General features: G+C 62.5%; 19 protein-coding genes. 7 read left to right on the plus strand and 12 right to left on the minus strand.

What is annotated here, in order from left to right; genetic code table 11:
- The first annotated feature begins 85 nt into the window (after window positions 1–85).
- The gene (locus PGB28_RS09325) at window positions 86–799 is read left to right on the plus strand and encodes a Crp/Fnr family transcriptional regulator (RefSeq protein ID WP_271421243.1); all 714 of its coding nucleotides are present in this window, start codon (window positions 86–88) and stop codon (window positions 797–799) included.
- Window positions 800–810: 11 nt separating this feature from the next.
- Here PGB28_RS09325 and cobT read toward each other — a convergent pair whose 3' ends face one another.
- The 3 genes from cobT to cobS form a co-directional block, all read right to left on the minus strand.
- Window positions 811–2685, minus strand: coding sequence for a cobaltochelatase subunit CobT (cobT, locus tag PGB28_RS09330; protein WP_271421244.1), 1875 nt, complete (start codon window positions 2683–2685; stop codon window positions 811–813).
- Between the two features lie 132 nt (window positions 2686–2817).
- Window positions 2818–3225 (minus strand): hypothetical protein, encoded by a 408-nt coding sequence (locus tag PGB28_RS09335; RefSeq protein ID WP_271421245.1) that lies wholly within the window; start codon window positions 3223–3225, stop codon window positions 2818–2820.
- A 145-nt stretch (window positions 3226–3370) separates the two neighbouring features.
- Window positions 3371–4342, minus strand: coding sequence for a cobaltochelatase subunit CobS (gene cobS / locus PGB28_RS09340; RefSeq protein WP_271421246.1), 972 nt, complete (start codon window positions 4340–4342; stop codon window positions 3371–3373).
- Between the two features lie 156 nt (window positions 4343–4498).
- On the opposite strand from cobS, the gene PGB28_RS09345 reads away from it, so the two are divergent.
- The 4 genes from PGB28_RS09345 (at window position 4499) to msrB (ending at window position 7071) form a co-directional block, all read left to right on the plus strand.
- Window positions 4499–5050, plus strand: coding sequence for a sigma-70 family RNA polymerase sigma factor (locus tag PGB28_RS09345; RefSeq protein WP_271421247.1), 552 nt, complete (start codon window positions 4499–4501; stop codon window positions 5048–5050).
- Entirely contained in the window at window positions 5047–5730 is a 684-nt protein-coding gene (locus tag PGB28_RS09350) for an anti-sigma factor (RefSeq protein WP_271421248.1), read from the plus strand. The genes PGB28_RS09345 and PGB28_RS09350 overlap by 4 nt, the downstream gene beginning before the upstream one ends.
- 107 nt (window positions 5731–5837) lie before the next feature.
- Window positions 5838–6395 carry a fasciclin domain-containing protein gene (locus tag PGB28_RS09355; protein ID WP_271421249.1) on the plus strand — a complete coding sequence of 186 codons (558 nt, stop codon included), beginning with the start codon at window positions 5838–5840 and terminating at the stop codon, window positions 6393–6395.
- A gap of 190 nt (window positions 6396–6585) precedes the next feature.
- On the plus strand, window positions 6586–7071 hold the full coding sequence (gene msrB, locus PGB28_RS09360) for a peptide-methionine (R)-S-oxide reductase MsrB (protein ID WP_271421250.1): 486 nt from the start codon (window positions 6586–6588) through the stop codon (window positions 7069–7071).
- A 79-nt stretch (window positions 7072–7150) separates the two neighbouring features.
- Here msrB and PGB28_RS09365 read toward each other — a convergent pair whose 3' ends face one another.
- Window positions 7151–7783 (minus strand): DnaJ domain-containing protein, encoded by a 633-nt coding sequence (locus tag PGB28_RS09365; RefSeq protein WP_271421251.1) that lies wholly within the window; start codon window positions 7781–7783, stop codon window positions 7151–7153.
- Window positions 7784–7858: 75 nt separating this feature from the next.
- On the opposite strand from PGB28_RS09365, the gene PGB28_RS09370 reads away from it, so the two are divergent.
- The gene (locus PGB28_RS09370) at window positions 7859–8119 is read left to right on the plus strand and encodes a BolA family protein (protein WP_271421252.1); all 261 of its coding nucleotides are present in this window, start codon (window positions 7859–7861) and stop codon (window positions 8117–8119) included.
- Between the two features lie 19 nt (window positions 8120–8138).
- Here PGB28_RS09370 and PGB28_RS09375 read toward each other — a convergent pair whose 3' ends face one another.
- The 7 genes from PGB28_RS09375 to PGB28_RS09405 all read right to left on the minus strand — a co-directional run bounded on the left by PGB28_RS09375 (window position 8139) and on the right by PGB28_RS09405 (window position 14080).
- A complete protein-coding gene (locus PGB28_RS09375) occupies window positions 8139–8639 on the minus strand; it encodes a DUF4177 domain-containing protein (RefSeq protein ID WP_271421253.1) in 501 nt (166 codons plus the stop codon).
- Window positions 8640–8665: 26 nt separating this feature from the next.
- Window positions 8666–8998 carry a CBU_0592 family membrane protein gene (locus PGB28_RS09380; protein ID WP_271421254.1) on the minus strand — a complete coding sequence of 111 codons (333 nt, stop codon included), beginning with the start codon at window positions 8996–8998 and terminating at the stop codon, window positions 8666–8668.
- A 155-nt stretch (window positions 8999–9153) separates the two neighbouring features.
- Complete coding sequence (locus PGB28_RS09385) at window positions 9154–9429, minus strand: CBU_0592 family membrane protein (RefSeq protein WP_271421255.1); 276 nt, start codon at window positions 9427–9429, stop codon at window positions 9154–9156.
- 121 nt (window positions 9430–9550) lie between these two features.
- Window positions 9551–10678 carry a tetratricopeptide repeat protein gene (locus PGB28_RS09390; RefSeq protein ID WP_271421256.1) on the minus strand — a complete coding sequence of 376 codons (1128 nt, stop codon included), beginning with the start codon at window positions 10676–10678 and terminating at the stop codon, window positions 9551–9553.
- A 131-nt stretch (window positions 10679–10809) separates the two neighbouring features.
- Window positions 10810–11115, minus strand: coding sequence for a hypothetical protein (locus PGB28_RS09395; RefSeq protein ID WP_271421257.1), 306 nt, complete (start codon window positions 11113–11115; stop codon window positions 10810–10812).
- 132 nt (window positions 11116–11247) lie between these two features.
- Entirely contained in the window at window positions 11248–12759 is a 1512-nt protein-coding gene (gatB, locus tag PGB28_RS09400; RefSeq protein ID WP_271421258.1) for an Asp-tRNA(Asn)/Glu-tRNA(Gln) amidotransferase subunit GatB, read from the minus strand.
- Window positions 12760–12823: 64 nt separating this feature from the next.
- Window positions 12824–14080, minus strand: a complete 1257-nt coding sequence (locus PGB28_RS09405; RefSeq protein WP_271421259.1) for a hypothetical protein — start codon at window positions 14078–14080, stop codon at window positions 12824–12826.
- Between the two features lie 288 nt (window positions 14081–14368).
- Here PGB28_RS09405 and PGB28_RS09410 point away from each other — a divergent pair, with 288 nt between their 5' ends.
- On the plus strand, window positions 14369–14932 hold the full coding sequence (locus PGB28_RS09410) for a transglycosylase SLT domain-containing protein (protein WP_333908231.1): 564 nt from the start codon (window positions 14369–14371) through the stop codon (window positions 14930–14932).
- A 252-nt stretch (window positions 14933–15184) separates the two neighbouring features.
- Here the strand turns inward: PGB28_RS09410 and PGB28_RS09415 are convergent, their stop codons facing one another.
- The gene (locus PGB28_RS09415; RefSeq protein WP_271421260.1) at window positions 15185–17329 is read right to left on the minus strand and encodes a malate synthase G; all 2145 of its coding nucleotides are present in this window, start codon (window positions 17327–17329) and stop codon (window positions 15185–15187) included.
- Window positions 17330–17412: the final 83 nt, after the last annotated feature.

Genomic DNA, 17412 nt, shown 5'->3' on the forward strand with positions numbered 1-17412 from the left:
CGACGGCAACCGCGATTGCGAAATCGCTTCCCGCGTTTACCTTTTTTGCGCTATGTCAGAAAGACTTAGAGCGTAAAGGGACTGTATGACACCGGATTGGCTGACGCCACAAACCCTTGTTCTGATTGCGGGCGGGCTGCACGTGTTGGGCTATCTGGTGATCCACCAGGTCGCGCTGCGGCTGCTGCTTCTGTCCGGGACGGCTGTTTACATTCTGTATTACATGAGTGCCGCCGAAACCCCGCTCTGGGAGGCGGTCTATATGTCCATGGCCATGGGGACGGCCAATCTCATCGGGCTTGCGGGGCTGTTCTGGCGGCGGTCAAAGCTGGCCATTCCGGCCCGGCACCGCGATATTTACGACCATTTCCGTGACCTGCCGCCCGGTGATTTCCGGGAATTGCTGTCGCTGGCAAAGCGGGTCACGCTGGACGAAGACAGGTTGCTGACGACCGAACATCAACCGGTGACCGCCTTGTATTTCGTGGTGTCGGGCAAGTTGAAGATCGAAAAGCAGGGCGAGCAGTTCACCATGCCGCCCGGCGTTTTCGTGGGGGAGGTGGCCTATCTCACTGGGCGGATGTCATCGGCGACGACATGGCTGTCCAAGGGGGCGGAAATGCTGGTCTGGGATCCGGCCAGATTGCGCCGCCGCTCGGCCCGCAAGGCCCGGTTCAAGCTGGCGCTGGAGGCGATGATCTCCAAGGATCTGGCGCTCAAGGTGGCCTTTGCCGTGGCTCCGCATCGCGAGGACTGGGACCATTCCGAGGTGGTGGCTGCGGCCAAGGCCCGGCCTTAAAAGGCCGGTTCTCAACTCGCCCTTTTCATCCCCATCACACGTGCCCGCGCGCGCGGATCGCTGTCGAACAGCGCCGCAAGCTGTTCGGTCATGGCACCCGCCAGTTGCTCGACATCGGTGATGGTCACCGCGCGGTCATAATAGCGCGTCACGTCATGGCCGATACCAATCGCCAGAAGCTCCACCGCGCGGCGCTTTTCGACCATGGCGATCACGTCGCGCAGGTGCTTTTCAAGAAAATTGGCGGGGTTCACGCTCAGCGTTGAATCATCCACCGGCGCGCCATCGGAAATTACCATCAGGATCTTGCGCGCCTCGGGCCGACCCAGCATGCGCCGATGCGCCCATTCCAGCGCCTCGCCGTCGATATTTTCCTTGAGCAGCCCCTCTTTCATCATCAGACCCAGATTGGGCCGCGCGCGACGCCAGGGCGAATCCGCACCCTTGTAGATGATGTGGCGCAGATCGTTGAGCCGCCCGGGTTGCTGCGGGCGGCCTTCGGCCAGCCATGCCTCGCGCGAGAGGCCACCTTTCCACGCGCGGGTGGTAAAGCCGAGGATTTCCACCTTGACCGAGCAGCGCTCAAGCGTGCGGGCCAGAACATCGGCACAGATCGCCGCAATAGAGATCGGCCGCCCCCGCATGGAGCCGGAATTGTCCAGAAGCAGCGTTACAACCGTGTCGCGGAACTCGGTGTCTTTCTCCACCTTGAAGCTGAGCGGCGTGGTCGGGTTGGCCACCACCCGCGCCAGCCGCCCGGCATCCAGAATGCCCTCTTCCAGATCGAACTCCCAACTGCGGTTCTGCTGCGCCTGCAACCGCCGCTGCAATTTATTGGCCAGGCGGCTCACCGCGCCCTTGAGCGGTTCCAGTTGTTGGTCGAGATAGGCGCGCAGGCGTTCCAGTTCGGCAGGTTCGGCCAGATCCTCGGCGCGGATTTCCTCGTCATGCTCGGTCTCGTAGACCACGTAATCGGGGTCGGCATCGGAAATCGGCTGCGGGGTCGGGGGCTCCAGCGGGGCCTCGCCCTCGGGCAGTTCGGTTTCCTCGCCCGCTTCCTGATCAGACATTTCGTCCATCGAGACCTGCGCCTGGCTGGCATCCTGTTGGTCTTCCTGGCTCTGGTCGGGATTGGCTTCGGATTGCTCGTCCTGATCCTCGTCCTGGCCAGTGCTGTCGGGCTCTTCCTGATCGTCCTGGCCCTGTTCGGCATCGTCCTCGGACTCGTCATCCATCTCGTCCGGGTCATCGCCCAGCTGGTCGCCATAGCCCAGGTCTTCGATGATCTTGCGGGCGAATTTGGCGAAATGGCTCTGATCGGCCAGCATTTCGTCGAGGTTCTCCAGCGTGCCGCCGGCCTGTTCCTCGATAAAGGGACGCCAAAGCTCCATGACATTGGCCGCCCCGGCAGGCATGTCGCGCCCGGTGGCCAGGTGCCGGATGAGATAGCCCGCCGCTACGGGCAGGGGGGCTTCCGAGGTTTCCTTGATCTGGTCATAGCCGCGTCGCTGCGCGTCGGCGGCGATCTTGGCGTCGATATTGCCCGCCGTGCCGGGCATGTCGCGCGCGCCCATCGCCTCGCAGCGGGCGGTTTCCATCGCTTCATAGAGATCGCGCGCCATGTCGCCCTGCGGCGCATAGCGGGCATGGGTGCCCGTATCGTGGTACTTGTGATGCAGTGCCAGCGCATCCGCCGTACCACGCGCCAGCAGCACCTCGTCGCGCGTCATGCGGCGGCTGACCTGCGGAAGGCGCACCGAGTCGCCCGAAATCCCCGCCGGATCAACGCTGTAGCTGACGGTCAGCTCCGGGTTGTCGGCCATCACCTTGGTGGCCTCGGCAAGGGCTTTCTTGAACGGATCGGCGGGATTGTCGGACTGTGCCATGGGGTGGCCTTCGGGCTTTGGGGTCAACGCCCGGTAACCTAAGTCCAAAGCCCGCCAATGACCAGCGGGCGCGGCGGGAAAAACGCCGGAGGGGGCGCATTCCATGCGCTTCGTTCCTATCGGTTGGCCGGATTAACTCAGCAGAACCCCGGTGCACTCCCTGACCCGTTGCAGGGCCAGCCGCGCCGCGCGGGTTTTGTCGCGCGGGTCCGCGTTGAACGTGGCCCGGGTCAATAGCGCGGCCTGCGCCATCTTGGCCTCGATCCGCATGGCCAGCACCTCGCGTCCCGAGTTGGGTGCGCGCACCGCATCCAGCATGTCGATCATATGGGCACGTTGCAGGGCAGTCTGTTCAGAGGCCGGACCATCGAACATCCACTGATGTTCCATCAGCGCCGACAACCGCCCGGCGCAAATGGCAAACATCACCACCGGGTCCGCCCGGTCGATCATCGGGTCGATCATTCGCGCCTGTGCCAGCGATGGGGAGGAGGTCACCGCCAGAACAGACGCAAAAAGGAAAGTTTTCAAACTGCCCATAAAACCGACTTTAAGGCAAAAAACTTACCTAACAATTGTGCATTTTGAGAACTTTTCCGCGCGTGACTCCTCCGCCACGGCTGCAGGCGCAGCAAAAACGGCGCCCGAAGGCGCCGTCAGAAACTCATGCAGGATGGATCAGCGCTTAGCCCAGCGACACGCTCGCCGCGCTTTCGGGCAGTTCCTCGTCAAAGCAGCGCTGGTAGAATTCCGCCACGGTCTGGCGCTCCAGCTCGTCACATTTGTTCAGGAACGACACCCGGAACGCATAGCCCACATTGCGGAAGATCTCGGCATTCTGTGCCCAGGCGATCACCGTCCGGGGTGACATCACGGTGGAGAGATCGCCATTCATGAAGGCGGTGCGCGTCAGGTCCGCAACGGTCACCATCTGCTTGATCTGCTTGCGGCCCTTTTCATTATTGTAATGCGGGCATTTCGCCAGCACGATGGCCGCCTCGGCCCCCACTGAAAGGTAGTTCAGCGTCGCCACCAGAGACCAGCGGTCCATCTGACCCTGGTTGATCTGTTGGGTGCCGTGATAAAGCCCGGTCGTGTCGCCCAGACCCACCGTGTTCGCGGTGGCGAAGATGCGGAAATAGGGGTGCGGATTGATCACCTCGTTCTGGTCCAGCAGCGTCAGCTTGCCGTCCACTTCCAGCACCCGCTGGATCACGAACATCACATCGGCGCGGCCCGCATCATATTCGTCGAACACGATCGCGGTCGGGTTGCGCAGCGCCCAGGGCAGGATGCCCTCCTGAAACTCGGTGACCTGCATCCCGTCTTTCAGCTTGATCGCGTCCTTGCCGATCAGGTCGATCCGGCTGATATGGCTGTCGAGGTTGACCCGCACCGCAGGCCAGTTCAGCCGCGCGGCCACCTGTTCGATATGGGTGGATTTGCCCGTCCCGTGGTAGCCCTGGATCATCACACGGCGATTGTGGCTGAAGCCTGCAAGGATGGCCAAGGTCGTGTCGGGGTCGAATTTATAGGTGCTGTCGATATCAGGCACCCGCTCGGTCCGCTCGGCAAAGCCCTTGACCACCATGTCGCTGTCGATGCCAAAGACATCGCGCACCGAAATTTCTTCTGTGGGCTTGGCGTTGATATCCATGACGGCATCCTCTGGTGGCATTTCTCGCGTGGTGTCGTGCACCAAATCCGCGGCAGTGGCAAGGGGAGCGGGGGGCGTTTTCACCCATTGTCTGCAAGGCACTTGCCTTGCGCGCGCACTGCTCTAGGCTCGGAGGTGGTACCAAGGGGGCAAAGCGTGGCCACGACCGATCTTGACGAATTACTGTCGCGCGTCTCCATGGCGGATCGTTCCGCATTTTCTGCGCTTTACGATGCAACCTCGGCGAAACTCTTTGGCATTTGCCTCCGTATCCTTGGAGACAGGGCGCTTTCCGAGGATGCGTTGCAGGAGATCTACGTCAAGATCTGGCACAAATCCGAAAGCTACATCCCCGGTCGCGTGCGGCCCATGACATGGCTGATCACCGTGGCGCGCAATCATGCGATTGACGTGCTGCGCAGCCGACGCAGCGCGACGCAGGGACAAAGCGACGATGACAGCGCTCTCGACCGGTTGCACTCGCCCGATCCGGGACCGGCCGAACAGCTCGCGCAGAAAGACACGCGCGCGCAGATCGAGGCCTGTATGGACGAGTTGTCCGAGGACAAGGCGCAGGCCGTGAGGCTGGCCTATCTTGAGGGCGCAACCTATGCCGAGCTGGCCGCGCATTTTGCCGTGCCGCTCAACACGATGAGAACCTGGCTGCGCCGCAGCCTGCAAACCCTGAGGGCCTGTCTGAGCCGATGAGCACCGACGCCGAATATCCCGAGGACGATGCCGCGCTGGCCGCGGAATATGTTCTTGGCCTGCTGGATGCGGAAGAGACGCGTGCGTTTGAACGCCGAGTCATGACCGAACGCGCCCTGCAGGATCTGGTCGAGGCCTGGCAGGTGCATTTCGCCGATCTGGCCGATGACCTGCCCGAGACCGTCCCGCCCGCCGCCGTCTGGACCGGCATTCAGGCGCGGCTCTTTACCCAATCAGAGCCGCTCTGGCGGCGTCTGTTCCTGGGCCGCGCGGTCATCGGTGCGGCGCTGGCCGGGCTGGTGGCGCTGGCCGTGGTGCAGATGGGCTGGCTGGAGCCTGAGCGCCCCGCGCCCTTTGTGGCCGAGCTGGCGTCCGAGACCGAAGGGCAGGTGGCCCGGATCGAGGTTGACCCCGAAACGGGTCGCGTTGCGGCCGAACTCATCGCGCTCTTCCCCGATCCCGGGCGCACGCGTGAGCTGTGGCTCATTCAGGGGGAAAACGCCCCGGTCTCGCTGGGCCTTCTGGCCCCGGGGCAGGTGGTGGCATTGTCCGTGCCCGAGGACCTGAGACCCGGGCTGAGCGGCGCACTGCTGGCGATTTCGGATGAACCGGAAGGCGGCTCGCCCACGGGCCAGCCCACTGGCGCGGTGCTTGCCGCAGGACCGATCACAGCGTCGTGATGGCGATGTGATCGGCTGTCTGAAACTTTTGGCGAAACAGATCCGTCTCTTCCAATGACGCGGCCCTGATCAGCGGGGTCGCGCATGGAACCAAAAGGGAGAGACGCATGACCTTCAAAAGCTTCACCACCGCCACCGCAGCCCTGGCCATCACCGCTGGCATGGCGCTGGCGCAATCGGCCAACCCGATGGTGGGCGGCGCGCCGATGTTTGCGAACAAGACCATTGTCGAAAACGCCGTGAACTCGGCAGATCACACCACGCTTGTCGCCGCCGTGAAGGCCGCCGGGCTGGTCGAGACCTTGTCAAGTGACGGCCCGTTCACCGTCTTTGCGCCCACCAATGACGCCTTTGGCATGCTGGCGAACGGCACGGTGGACACGCTGCTGAAGCCTGAAAACAAGGCCACGCTGACCAAGGTTCTGACCTGTCACGTGGTGGCCGCCGATGCCATGTCCATGGCAATCAAGGGCATGGTGGATGACGATGGTGGCAAACACCCGGTGCCTACCGTGGGCGGCTGCACATTGCAGGCCACCTATGACGGCGACACCATCATGCTGGAGGACGAGCGTGGCCGCACCGCCAAGGTGACCATCGCCGATGTGAAGCAATCGAACGGTGTCATCCATGTGATCGACACGGTGCTGTTGCCCGCGATGTAAACCACGCGCAGTTGGTATGCCCGAACCCCCGGCGGAGCAGGTGAACCTTGTGTGTTTTCACAGTATTCGTGTGATTTTCACCGGCCCGCCAGCGGCGCATACCGCTCCGTCCTGCCCCCCCTTGGCAGGGCGGAGCCCTAAAACCGACGCACAATCCGACCTATATCTGAGAAAACGAAAGGACCACACCATGCCGACCACAAGACGCCAGATCATCGCCAGCGGGCTCGCGTCTGCAGCGCTGGTCCTGCCAGCCTTGCCCCGCCGGACCCAGGCCGCCACCGGCAATTTCGAGGTCACCCGGACCGAGGCCGAATGGCGCGCCATGCTGACCGATCTGCAATATGCGGTGATGCGCGAGGAAGACACCGAACGCGCCTTTACGTCGCCCCTGCACGATCTCAAGACACCGGGCATGTATCATTGCCGCGGCTGCGACCTGCCGCTCTACAGTTCGAAACACAAGTTTGACAGCGGCACCGGCTGGCCCAGTTTCTGGAAAGCCCAGAGCAACGCGATCCGCACCAAACCCGACCGGTCATTCTTTGTGACCCGCACCGAATGCCATTGCCGCCGCTGCGGCTCGCATCTGGGCCATATCTTCGACGACGGCCCCGAGCCCACGGGCAAACGGCATTGCATCAACGGGGTGTCTCTGGTGTTCCGGGCGGCGTGACCTGCACGGGTGACCCATTAAAAAGGCGGCCCTTTTCGGGGCCGCTTTTTTGTCGAATCCAAATGGCTGGCTGAGCGCCTCAGCCGTCCGGGAAACTGCGGCTGTCCTTGACCTGTTCCCAGGCCCACATGACCTCGTTCAGCTGCTCTTCCTGGCTGCGGTCGCCGCCGTTCATATCCGGGTGCAGCACCTTGATCAGCGCCTTGTAGGCCTTGCGGATCTCTTTCTTGTTCCAGGTTTCCTTGGCTTCAAGAATCTCGATCGCCCGACGCTCGGTCGGCGGCAGACGCCGACCGCTGCCCCCGGCATTGCGCCCCGGGTTGCGCGTGGCATTGTCGCCCAGAACCTGGTGCGGGTCTTCGATGCCCAGCCGCGCCCAGGCGCGCGCCTCGGGGTCGCGGAAATCCTTGGTTGTGCGTTCCCAGACCTTGTCCTTGGACTGCTGCGCATTGATCTCGGCCTCGGTCGTGCCGTCGAAGAAATTCCATTTCAGGTTATATTCCCGGATATGCTCCTTGCAGAACCAGAAATAGTCATCCAGCACATCCGGCGCCTTGGGCGCGCGGTAGAGCCCTTTTTCCTCGCAGCCCTCATGGTCGCAGACGCGGGTCGACGTCTCGGACGCCCCCGACATCCCGCGCCGTCCACGGGGATTTTTCTTTTTCGCGGATGACACCGACATATCAAAACCGAAGGGGTCTGGTTTACTCATCGCTCACACCTTTTCGACTCGGACGTGGCAGTTTAGACAATTGAGCAACAAGCGAAAGGGGCAGGGAGAAAATTCATGACCAGAACAGAGAAAATCCGCGCAAAGCTTGAAGCGGCCTTTGAACCCACCGAACTGGTGGTCGAGGATGAAAGCGAACGCCATCGCGGCCATGCCGGGTATCAGGAAGGCGGAGAGAGCCACTTCAAAGTGCGGCTGCGCTCCGATGCCTTTGCAGGCCAGTCCCGCATCGCCCGCCACCGCGCGGTGCACGCGGCGCTGGGGGCGGAGCTGGTGAGCGCCATTCACGCCCTGTCGCTGGATCTGGATACGCCGTGAGACCTTGCGCTCACGCGGGTCAGGTTTTTGTCTGGTCCTCAGCCGCGTCCTTACCTTCGGTGGCCGTCGGCTGATCCGCGTCTTCCGCCTCGGGGGCATTCTCTGCGGTGTCCTCGCCCGGCATGTCGTCTTCGGCAACCGTGCCCTCGGCATCCGCCCATTCGGCATCCGCCGTATCCCCTTCGGGTGCCCGGCTGTCTTTCTCGGCCAGCGCCCGTGCCGCATCCAGCACCGGGATTTCCTTGGGCGGGTCGAGCAGGCGCGGCTCGTAGGCCTCGGCCTCGTCGAGACGCGGGCGGCGGAACACCAGCATGTTGCGATAGACCGTGGTGCGGCCCGAGAGACCTTGACGTTCTTCGCTGGGCAGCGTCTCGGCGCGCAGGTAATCCCAGCCCTCGGCCCCCATGTCGTTCATCAGAACTTCGAGCGCATGGGCAAAGCGCCCCTCTGGCCCTTTGACCCCACGTGCCTTGATCCCCCGGTCCGGGGCCGGCACCACCTTGTATTCATACCGTGTCATGACGGGTCAGAACCACAAAACCGCGCTTACTGCAATCCCCGTGCGTGGCCGCGGGAATTCGCCTCGTCCCACATGCGCATGGCGCGCCGTCTTTGCCACAACCTGAGCGAAAGGCCGGAAAATCCAATGACGATCCAGCTGGCCTGGATCATCGCCGAGGCAAGATTGAAGTCCCCCGCAAGGCTGATCAGCACAAGGCTTGCCGCCAGGATATTGACCACGGAATAGGTGATCCCGCTGCCATCAAGTACTTCCAGCTGTAGTGCTGCAAAGCCGCCGATGTAAAAGAAAAAACCAAGGACGCCAATCATTCTTAAAGCGTCGTCGGTGATGCCGATTTGAGAAATAAACTCAAACATCTCGTGCTCCAAAATATGTTATCTCGCAGCCGAAAAATACGTTGGCTGTCTGGCCGATCACGTCCTGTATGCGGGCGGATACATAAAAAGGTTAACAGATCGTTGCTTTTGCGAAAATGCTGGAATACCTCACTCTGTGAGCAACCTCACACCGGTCAGCGCCCCCGCACCCCAAGACGCAGTCCCAGCCCGACAATCCCGATCACCACCCATGACACCTGGATCAGGGCAGAGGCGAGGTTGAAATCGTGGATCAGCGAGATCAACACAAGCGCCGCAGCCGCGATATTAAGCAGCGTATACGGCGCCCCATTGCCGTCGATCAGCCGCAGTTGCAGCGCGGCGAAGGTGCCGATGTAAAGCAGGAAGCCACAGACCCCGAGGGCGCGAAACATGCCCTGAAAATCGAGCGACAGAGTAACCGAATCCACGAGACACCCTTATGACATCGGGCGAAGTGTTGCGCCGCAAGCCGGGTGTGGCAAGACTCATGGCGCATTTTGCAACCCACGGGATTTGTTGGGGAAAGCGGCTCACCCGGACGGGGCGGCGTTACCCGCTTTGAGCGTCGCGCCGCTCGGTGATCATCGCCCATTGCCCGTCCGATATGGCCAGGTACTGCGTCGCCCCGGCTGCTTCAAACACCTCCCGCGCCGCCCGCACATTCGCCTCTGCCTGATCTAGATGCGTCGCATCGCCGGTCTTGCCAAAAAACGCGATCTCAATATTGCAGAGGTTGCCTTGCGTGAAGGCCCATTGCAGCGGCACCCGGTCGCGCGTGCGCTCCTCCAGCGCGTCGCGATAGGCGGCAACGGCCTCTTCCAGCCGCGTGGTGCCGGTTTCGCGTTCCCCGAGGGTTTGGAGCGCAGTGCCCAAATTGTTTTGCGTTGTGGCCCAGGTTTCCCAATCGGTTTCCCGTGGCGTAAGTGCCAAGATGTCGCGAAATCGTGAGACGGCCTCGACCAGCTTGGAAGCGCCCGCATCACTGCTCTGTCGTTCCCCCGATTGGCAAAGGGTTTTGGCCAAGTTGCCCAGCAATGGAATGCGCTGCTCTGCCGCGACGTCGTCGGGCAAAACGGCCAAAGCGTCCCGTAGCATCTGCTCGGCAAAGACCGACCCGTCCCCGGCATAGCGCGCGCCATGGTCATAGAGGACTTCATACAATCGCCCACGTAGCATGGCAGGTGCCATCACATCTACGCTTCGGAAGCTGTCCGCCACTGCGGACAGGATGTGAAACGCTTTTTCAACCCGACCAATGAGAAGCGCGTTATTCGCCAGCGTGATCTTGGTATTGGCGGCGATTGCCGTTTCGGCGATATCGGCGGCGGACAGAAGCTCATGCACCTGCTCAAATGCACCATCCGCCGCCGCTCTTTCCGCCGCTGCCTTGATCCGCGCAATCTCGGCCACATTCTCATCCAGCGCGGCAATCTGCTGTTTCAATGCGCGGTAGTCCTTGGCCTTTTCTTCGAGCTCTGCGCGCAATGCGTCGTCAGCCAGGTCATAGATCCCGTCGATTTCAAAGCGCAGCGCCAGCGTTTCCATCTGGTCCCGGGGTAGGCGGGACAGTTGGGTCAACGCCTGCGAGAGACTGCCGAACTCGGAGAGGATGAGGTCGAGCTTGCCCTGCACCTCTGCAAATTGCAGCAACACCGCCTGCTGAAATGCCGGAGCCAACACTTAGGCAAATTCCGGGGCGTCCAGAACCTCTTGCAGCAAGCCTCCGACATCACGACGAAAGGCGGTTTCATAGGCGGCGGTTTCGTAATCTGCCTGCGCGCCTTTTGCTCGACGGTACAGGTGGGCGGTCAGAGCCTCTGCATCGCGTTCCGCGACATCACGTCCGCCGGGGTCGGCGCGGCAAAACTGATCATGTCGGGCAGGTGATAACGCGAATCGTTCGCGTCGGTGTTGCGGGTCAAGGCGCGGAGCCGGTCGGCGATGTGGGCCTGAAGAGTGACCAGCCCGTCAGAGCGTTTTCGGCTCACTTCTTTCCACGACAGCATGCCGCCGATCATCGACGCCGCACCGCCGGTCACCGTGTCTGCTGCAAGAAGCCCGCCACCGCAGACCAGCACATTTGCTGCATGTGCGATTTTTGTATCGCCCGCCATCTGCCCGCCTTACCCGTTTCGCCATGACGTTAACGCGCGTCACGGGGCGTGGCAATGCAAGGGTAACGGTGCGCAATGACTGCGCGCCCTACGAGCGCCGTGTAGGGTGGGCAGTCCTGCCCACCGCGCCCGTTACAACCCCAGCTTGGCGCTGACGATCTCGTTCACCGCCTTGGGGTTGGCCTTGCCGCCGGTGGCTTTCATCACCTGTCCCACGAACCAGCCCGCAAGCTTGGGGTTGGCCTTGGCCTTTTCGACCTGTGCCGGGTTGTCGGCGATGACCTGGTCCACCGCAGCCTCGATCGCGCCGGTATCGGTGACCTGTTTCATGCCGCGTGCCTCGACGATCTCTGCCGGGTCGCCGCCCTCGGTATAGACGATCTCAAAGAGGTCCTTGGCGATCTTGCCCGAGATATCGCCCTTTTGGATCAACGTGATCACGCCGCCCAGTTGTTCGGGGCTGACCGGGCAGTCGCGCAGATCGCGGTCGTCCTTCTTGAGCCGACCGAAGAGCTCGTTGATCACCCAGTTGGCGGCCATCTTGCCGTCGCGCCCCTCGGCCACTTTCTCGAAATAATCGGCGGACACGGTCTCCGCGGTCAGCACCGAGGCGTCGTAATCCGACAGGCCGAAATCCTTGATAAAGCGTGCTTTCTTCTGGTCAGGCAGTTCCGGCAGGTTGGCGGCGATGTCATCGACCCAAGCCTGTTCGATCTCCAGCGGAAGCAGGTCGGGATCGGGGAAGTAGCGGTAATCATGCGCCTCTTCCTTGGACCGCATCGAGCGCGTCTCGCCCTTGTCCGGATCGTAAAGCCGGGTTTCCTGATCGACCGAGCCACCGTTTTCCAGGATGGCGATCTGGCGGCGGGCCTCGTAATCAATGGCCTGCTGGATGAAGCGCATGGAGTTCATGTTCTTGATCTCGCAGCGGGTGCCCAGATGCGAGAAATCCTGCGTTTCCTGGTATTTCTCATAGGCCCCGGGGCGGCAGACCGACACGTTCACGTCGGCGCGCAGGTTGCCGTTTTGCATATTGCCATCGCAAGTGCCCAGATATTGCAGGATCTGGCGCAGCTTGACCACATAGGCCGCCGCTTCCTCGGGCCCGCGAATGTCGGGGCGGCTGACAATCTCCATCAGCGCCACACCGGTGCGGTTGAGGTCGACAAAGGACATGTTCGGGTCCATGTCATGGATGGATTTGCCTGCGTCCTGCTCCACATGGATGCGCTCGATCCGCACATTGCGCGCGGTGCCGTCGCCCATTTCCACCAGCACCTCGCCTTCGCCCACCAGCGGTTCATAGAGCTGGGAAATCTGGTAGCCCTGCGGCAGGTCGGGATAGAAGTAATTCTTGCGGTCAAAGGCGGATTTCAGGTTGATCTCGGCCTTGAGCCCCAGACCGGTGCGCACGGCCTGTTCGATGCAGTATTCGTTGACCACCGGCAGCATGCCGGGCATGGCGGCGTCCACAAAGGCCACGTTGGCATTGGGCTCTGCGCCGAACTTGGTCGATGCGCCGGAAAACAGCTTGGCCTGGCTTGAGACCTGCGCATGGACCTCCATGCCGATCACCAGTTCCCAATCATGCTTGGCCCCGGCAATCACCTTGGGTTTCGGGGTCTCGTAAGTAAGGTCCAGCATGGCCGCGCTCCTGTCTGTCTTGTCCCGCGTTCTAGGGCAGCGACGACAGGGGGGCAAGAGGGCCTCAGGCCAGTTGCGCCAGTTCCTTGGAGAACACGCTGCAGATCGTGTCCCAGGCCTGTTGCGTGCCGATCTCAAGCTCTTCCTCGCCGGCGGTGGCCGCATTGCCGGGCGTGGCGTAGCCCGAATCCATCAGCGCCCAGACCCATGGGTGAACCTCGTGCATGTCGCTGCGCAGGATGCGGTCGCGGCGCTCCTGAAGCGCACGGCGCTGGGTCCGGTCCGGGCCGTCGCCGCGTTCACGTGCCAGCATGCGCGACAGGTACGCGGCCAGCATATTGGCAATATGCTGGGTGCCGCAGCGTGCCAGAATATCGTCGATCCCTTCGAGAAAGAAATCGGTGTCCAGAAAGGCAAAGCAGGCCCCGTCCTGAAGCGCGGCATCAAGATAGACCCAGGTGTAGCCGCCTGCGCTCCAGACATCTTCGGTCCGGGCGGCGGTGCGGCGGGCTTCGATCTCCAGCTTGTGATAGCTGCCGAACCAGCAGGGCAGAAGATGCAGGCCAAAGGCCCGCATATGGCCGGGCATGGTGGGGGCAAGGTCGATCAGGTCCTCGAAATCATCCACCACACGCTCATCCGCATCGGCCAGCCCGGCCAGAAGCGCGCAGCGTGTCGAAGCGACCAGCGGCGAGTCATGTTCAAGCGCACAGACCGGCGCCAGCAATTCGGCGGCCGTGCCAAAGGCCTCCTGAAACTGAGGAAGATAGGTTTTCGGGCTGCCGCGTTGCCAGCCCTGACGATACCAGGCCCAGCCCGCATCCATATAGGTCAGCGCCAGAACCGAGGCGCAGACCGGATTTGACCGGTGATCGCAGGTCGCCTCATCCAGCAGTGACAGCCCCTCGAACACCCGCGACCCGGCCACCAGCGCTCCGGCCTCGGACGCGCTGTAGAGCGCGCGGCTCAGGTCGGACCGTGCGCCTGCCGCCAGCAATTCGGCAAGCGGCGTGCCAGAGGCGGTGGTGTCACGGTCCTTGTCATGTTGCATGATCGACCCTGCCAAAAGATCGAGCCGGTCTTGCCGAAGATGGGTTCGCCCGGTGGCGATCAAATCCTTCGATTGGGACAGTTCTTCGGGATTTGTCACCAATGGGAGGCCAAGCTGATCGAGCAGCGAGGTGGAAAAGGCCGTTTCCCGGCCGCGCCCGGACCAGCCAAGCAGAGACGACTGCGGGCCGGGGAGAGGGGCATCGTCACCGGTCACACGCCGCAGGAGCGTGATGGCCGGTTCCGTGAAGGGTGAAACAATATTTTTCATTGGCTTTCGCTAAAATTGGCAGTCTTTCGAAATAATCTGATGGGAGTTTGCGGCGGGAGGGCGGCAGGGGTCGGAAATTCTCATGCGCGGGAGAGGTACTATGCGATGCTTTGCGGCAAGAGTTTGTTCTTTGTTTCCGGATCGGGCAGCATTGGGGCCATGTGCAAAAGATTGTTGATAGCGGTTTTGATGTCTGTTGCGTCATTCGGGGCGGCGGAACAGGCGCCGGTTGACGTAAGGGAATCGGTGCGGTCTCAACTCGCCCCCGAGCAGTCCATGCGCCCGTCCATGCGGTTAGATGGGGTCCCTGCGACACGCTGGAACGCCCGTAGCGAGGCCGCGCTCTGGACACGGGCGATGTTGAGCGCGCTCAAAGGACATGCCAGCCCGCTGGTCGACAGCGTGCCCCGCGACATTGCGGAGTGGTGTCCCGGCTATGCGGGTAATTCGACTGCCGGGCGCGCGGCGTTCTGGGCCGGGTTCGCCTCGGCGCTGGCAAAACATGAAAGCACCTACCGGCCCGAAGCCGTGGGCGGCGGCGGACGCTGGTACGGGTTGTTGCAGATCCTGCCCGCCACGGCGCGCGGCTATGGCTGCCGGGCCGGGACCGGGGCGGCACTCAAACACGGGGTGGAGAACCTGTCCTGTGCGCTGCGGATCATGGCGGTGACCGTGCCGCGCGACAACGCGGTGGCACTGCGTGACAGCCGCTGGCGCGGCGTGGCCGCGGATTGGGGGCCGTTGCGATCGGCCACCAAGCGCCGGGACATGGCGGCGTGGCTCAGATCACAGGACTATTGCCGGAAACAAGAGACAAGCCCACGCCCCAGGTTGCGCCCAGAGCGGTCCTGAGCGGGCAAAAGTTTTCGAAAACTTTTGCAAAAATCTTGGAAGATTTTTGCGTCGTGGATGTCTCGGGGTATCCGGGAAGTCGCGGAGGGTGGGAAAGGGGGCGCTGCCCCCTCGGCCCAGGGGCGGTCTCCGCCCCTGCGGCCCGGAGATTGATCCACCGGATCAATCTCCGGGCGCGCCTCAGCCCCCAAGGTATTTTCAAACAGAAGAAGGGCAATCTGCCATTTGCAGGCTTTGCCCCTCTCTTGCCGCTCAGCCCTGCGCGGCTTTGAGCTCCAGCCGACGCGCATGCAGCACCGGTTCGGTATAGCCCGAGGGCTGTTCGCGCCCCTTGAACACCAGATCGCAGGCCGCCTGATACGCGATGCCATCAAATCCCGGTGCCATCGGGCGATAGGCCGGATCTCCGGCGTTCTGGCCATCCACCACGGCGGCCATCTTCTCCATCGCGGCGCGCACCTCGTCTGCGCTGACCACGCCATGATGTAGCCAGTTGGCGATATGCTGGGCCGAGATGCGGCAGGTCGCGCGATCCTCCATCAGGCCGACATTGTTGATGTCGGGCACCTTGGAGCACCCCACCCCCTGATCGATCCAGCGCACCACATAGCCCAGAATGCCCTGCGCATTGTTCTCCACTTCGCGGGTGATCTGGTCGCGGCTCCATTTGCGATAGCTGGCCAGCGGGATGTCCAGGATGGTCTCGACATAAGCGCGGCGTCCCCCGGCCTTGAGCTTGTCCTGCACGGCAAACACATCGACCTTGTGATAATGCAGCGCGTGCAGCGTGGCCGCCGTGGGCGAGGGCACCCAGGCGCAGTTCGCGCCGGATTTGGGGTGTTCGATCTTGGCCTCCAGCATTGCCGCCATGGCGTCGGGCATGGCCCACATGCCCTTGCCGATCTGTGCCTTGCCGGACAGTCCGCATTCCAGCCCGATATCCACGTTCTGGTTCTCGTAGCCGCCGATCCACGCCTTGCGCTTGATGAAATCCTTGCGGCTGAACGGCCCTGCCTCCATCGAGGTGTGGATCTCATCCCCGGTGCGGTCGAGGAAGCCGGTATTGATAAAGGCCACGCGGTTTTTCGCGGCGCGGATACATTCCTTGAGGTTCACCGTGGTGCGGCGCTCCTCGTCCATGATGCCGATCTTGACACTGTCCTGCGGCAGGCCCAGCACCCGTTCGACCACGTTGAAGATCTCGTTGGTAAAGGCCACTTCCTCGGGGCCGTGCATCTTGGGTTTCACCACATAGACCGAGCCATGCACCGAATTGCCGCTGTCGCGCTTGAGGTCATGCTTGGCAATCGCCACGGTGACCAGCGCGTCCATCAACCCTTCGAAAATCTCGTTGCCGTCGCGGTCCAGAACGGCGGGGTTGGTCATCAGGTGGCCGACATTGCGCACCCAAAGGAGCGCGCGGCCTTTCACGGTAATCTCCGAGCCATCCGGCGCAACAAAGGTCCGGTCGTCATTTAGACGGCGGGTCATGGTTTCGCCGCCCTTCTGGAAGCTCGCCTCCAGATCGCCCTTCATCAGCCCCAGCCAGTTGCCATAGGCCAGCACCTTGTCCTCGGCATCGACGCAAGCGACGCTGTCCTCACAGTCCATGATGGCCGAGACAGCGGCCTCCATCTGCACATCGGCCAGACCCGCCTGATCGCGCGCACCGATCATATGGGTGCGGTCAAACACCAGCTCCACATGCAACCCGTTGTTGCGTAGGAGCACCGCATCGGGGGCCTTGGGGTGGCCGCGATAGCCGACGAATTTCTCAGGGTTCACAAGCGGCATGTCATCGACCAGCAGCGCGCCGTCCTGCACATGGTAGCGCCGCGCATCCGCATGGGACGTGCCCGCCACCGGGAAGGCCTCGTCCAGAAACACCCGCGCCCGCGCCACGACCCGCGCACCGCGGCCCCGGTCATAGCCACCTTTGGGGGGCAGGGAGCCCATGGCATCGGTGCCGTAGAACGCATCATAAAGCGAGCCCCAGCGCGCATTGGCGGCGTTGAGCGCGAAACGCGCATTGGTCACCGGCACCACAAGCTGCGGGCCGGGGACGGTGGCAATTTCGGGATCGACATTGGAGGTGCCGATCTCGAAGTCCTCGCCCTCGGGCAGCAGGTATCCGATCTCTTCGAGAAACGCCTTGTAGGCGGTTGCATCATGACCCTGATCGTTGCGGGCGCGGTGCCAGTCGTCGATCTGGGTCTGGATCGCCTCGCGTTTTTCCAGCAGCGCGCGGTTCTTTGGCCCCAACTCATGGGCCAGTTCCGCCAGCCCATTCCAGAAGGTTCCGGCATCCACGCCGGTGCCCGGCAGCGCCTGTTCCTCGATGAAATCTGCCAGCACCTTGTCTACTTCCAGCCCTGCGCGGTCCACCCGTGTGGTCATCCCGTCTCTCCCATTGTGCGCTATGGTATACCGTTTCCTATGCGAGTTGCCCGGCGCACGCCAATACTTCCCGCTTGCGGGCA

The sequence above is a fragment of the Primorskyibacter aestuariivivens genome (assembly GCF_028023675.1).
Classification (GTDB): Bacteria; Pseudomonadota; Alphaproteobacteria; order Rhodobacterales; family Rhodobacteraceae; genus Marinovum; species Marinovum aestuariivivens.

Excerpts from the sequence above, each read along its gene's own strand:
- PGB28_RS09355 (WP_271421249.1), top strand. The coding sequence starts at position 5,838 with ATGACCTTCAAAAGCTTCACCACCGCCACCGCAGCCCTGGCCATCACC.
- PGB28_RS09365 (WP_271421251.1), bottom strand. The coding sequence starts at position 7,783 with ATGAGTAAACCAGACCCCTTCGGTTTTGATATGTCGGTGTCATCCGCG.
- gatB (WP_271421258.1), bottom strand. The coding sequence starts at position 12,759 with ATGCTGGACCTTACTTACGAGACCCCGAAACCCAAGGTGATTGCCGGG.
- PGB28_RS09350 (WP_271421248.1), top strand. The coding sequence starts at position 5,047 with ATGAGCACCGACGCCGAATATCCCGAGGACGATGCCGCGCTGGCCGCG.
- PGB28_RS09370 (WP_271421252.1), top strand. The coding sequence starts at position 7,859 with ATGACCAGAACAGAGAAAATCCGCGCAAAGCTTGAAGCGGCCTTTGAA.
- PGB28_RS09380 (WP_271421254.1), bottom strand. The coding sequence starts at position 8,998 with ATGTTTGAGTTTATTTCTCAAATCGGCATCACCGACGACGCTTTAAGA.
- PGB28_RS09410 (WP_333908231.1), top strand. The coding sequence starts at position 14,369 with ATGCGGTTAGATGGGGTCCCTGCGACACGCTGGAACGCCCGTAGCGAG.
- PGB28_RS09405 (WP_271421259.1), bottom strand. The coding sequence starts at position 14,080 with ATGAAAAATATTGTTTCACCCTTCACGGAACCGGCCATCACGCTCCTG.
- PGB28_RS09395 (WP_271421257.1), bottom strand. The coding sequence starts at position 11,115 with ATGGCGGGCGATACAAAAATCGCACATGCAGCAAATGTGCTGGTCTGC.
- PGB28_RS09415 (WP_271421260.1), bottom strand. The coding sequence starts at position 17,329 with ATGACCACACGGGTGGACCGCGCAGGGCTGGAAGTAGACAAGGTGCTG.
- PGB28_RS09335 (WP_271421245.1), bottom strand. The coding sequence starts at position 3,225 with ATGGGCAGTTTGAAAACTTTCCTTTTTGCGTCTGTTCTGGCGGTGACC.
- cobT (WP_271421244.1), bottom strand. The coding sequence starts at position 2,685 with ATGGCACAGTCCGACAATCCCGCCGATCCGTTCAAGAAAGCCCTTGCC.
- cobS (WP_271421246.1), bottom strand. The coding sequence starts at position 4,342 with ATGGATATCAACGCCAAGCCCACAGAAGAAATTTCGGTGCGCGATGTC.
- PGB28_RS09375 (WP_271421253.1), bottom strand. The coding sequence starts at position 8,639 with ATGACACGGTATGAATACAAGGTGGTGCCGGCCCCGGACCGGGGGATC.
- PGB28_RS09325 (WP_271421243.1), top strand. The coding sequence starts at position 86 with ATGACACCGGATTGGCTGACGCCACAAACCCTTGTTCTGATTGCGGGC.
- msrB (WP_271421250.1), top strand. The coding sequence starts at position 6,586 with ATGCCGACCACAAGACGCCAGATCATCGCCAGCGGGCTCGCGTCTGCA.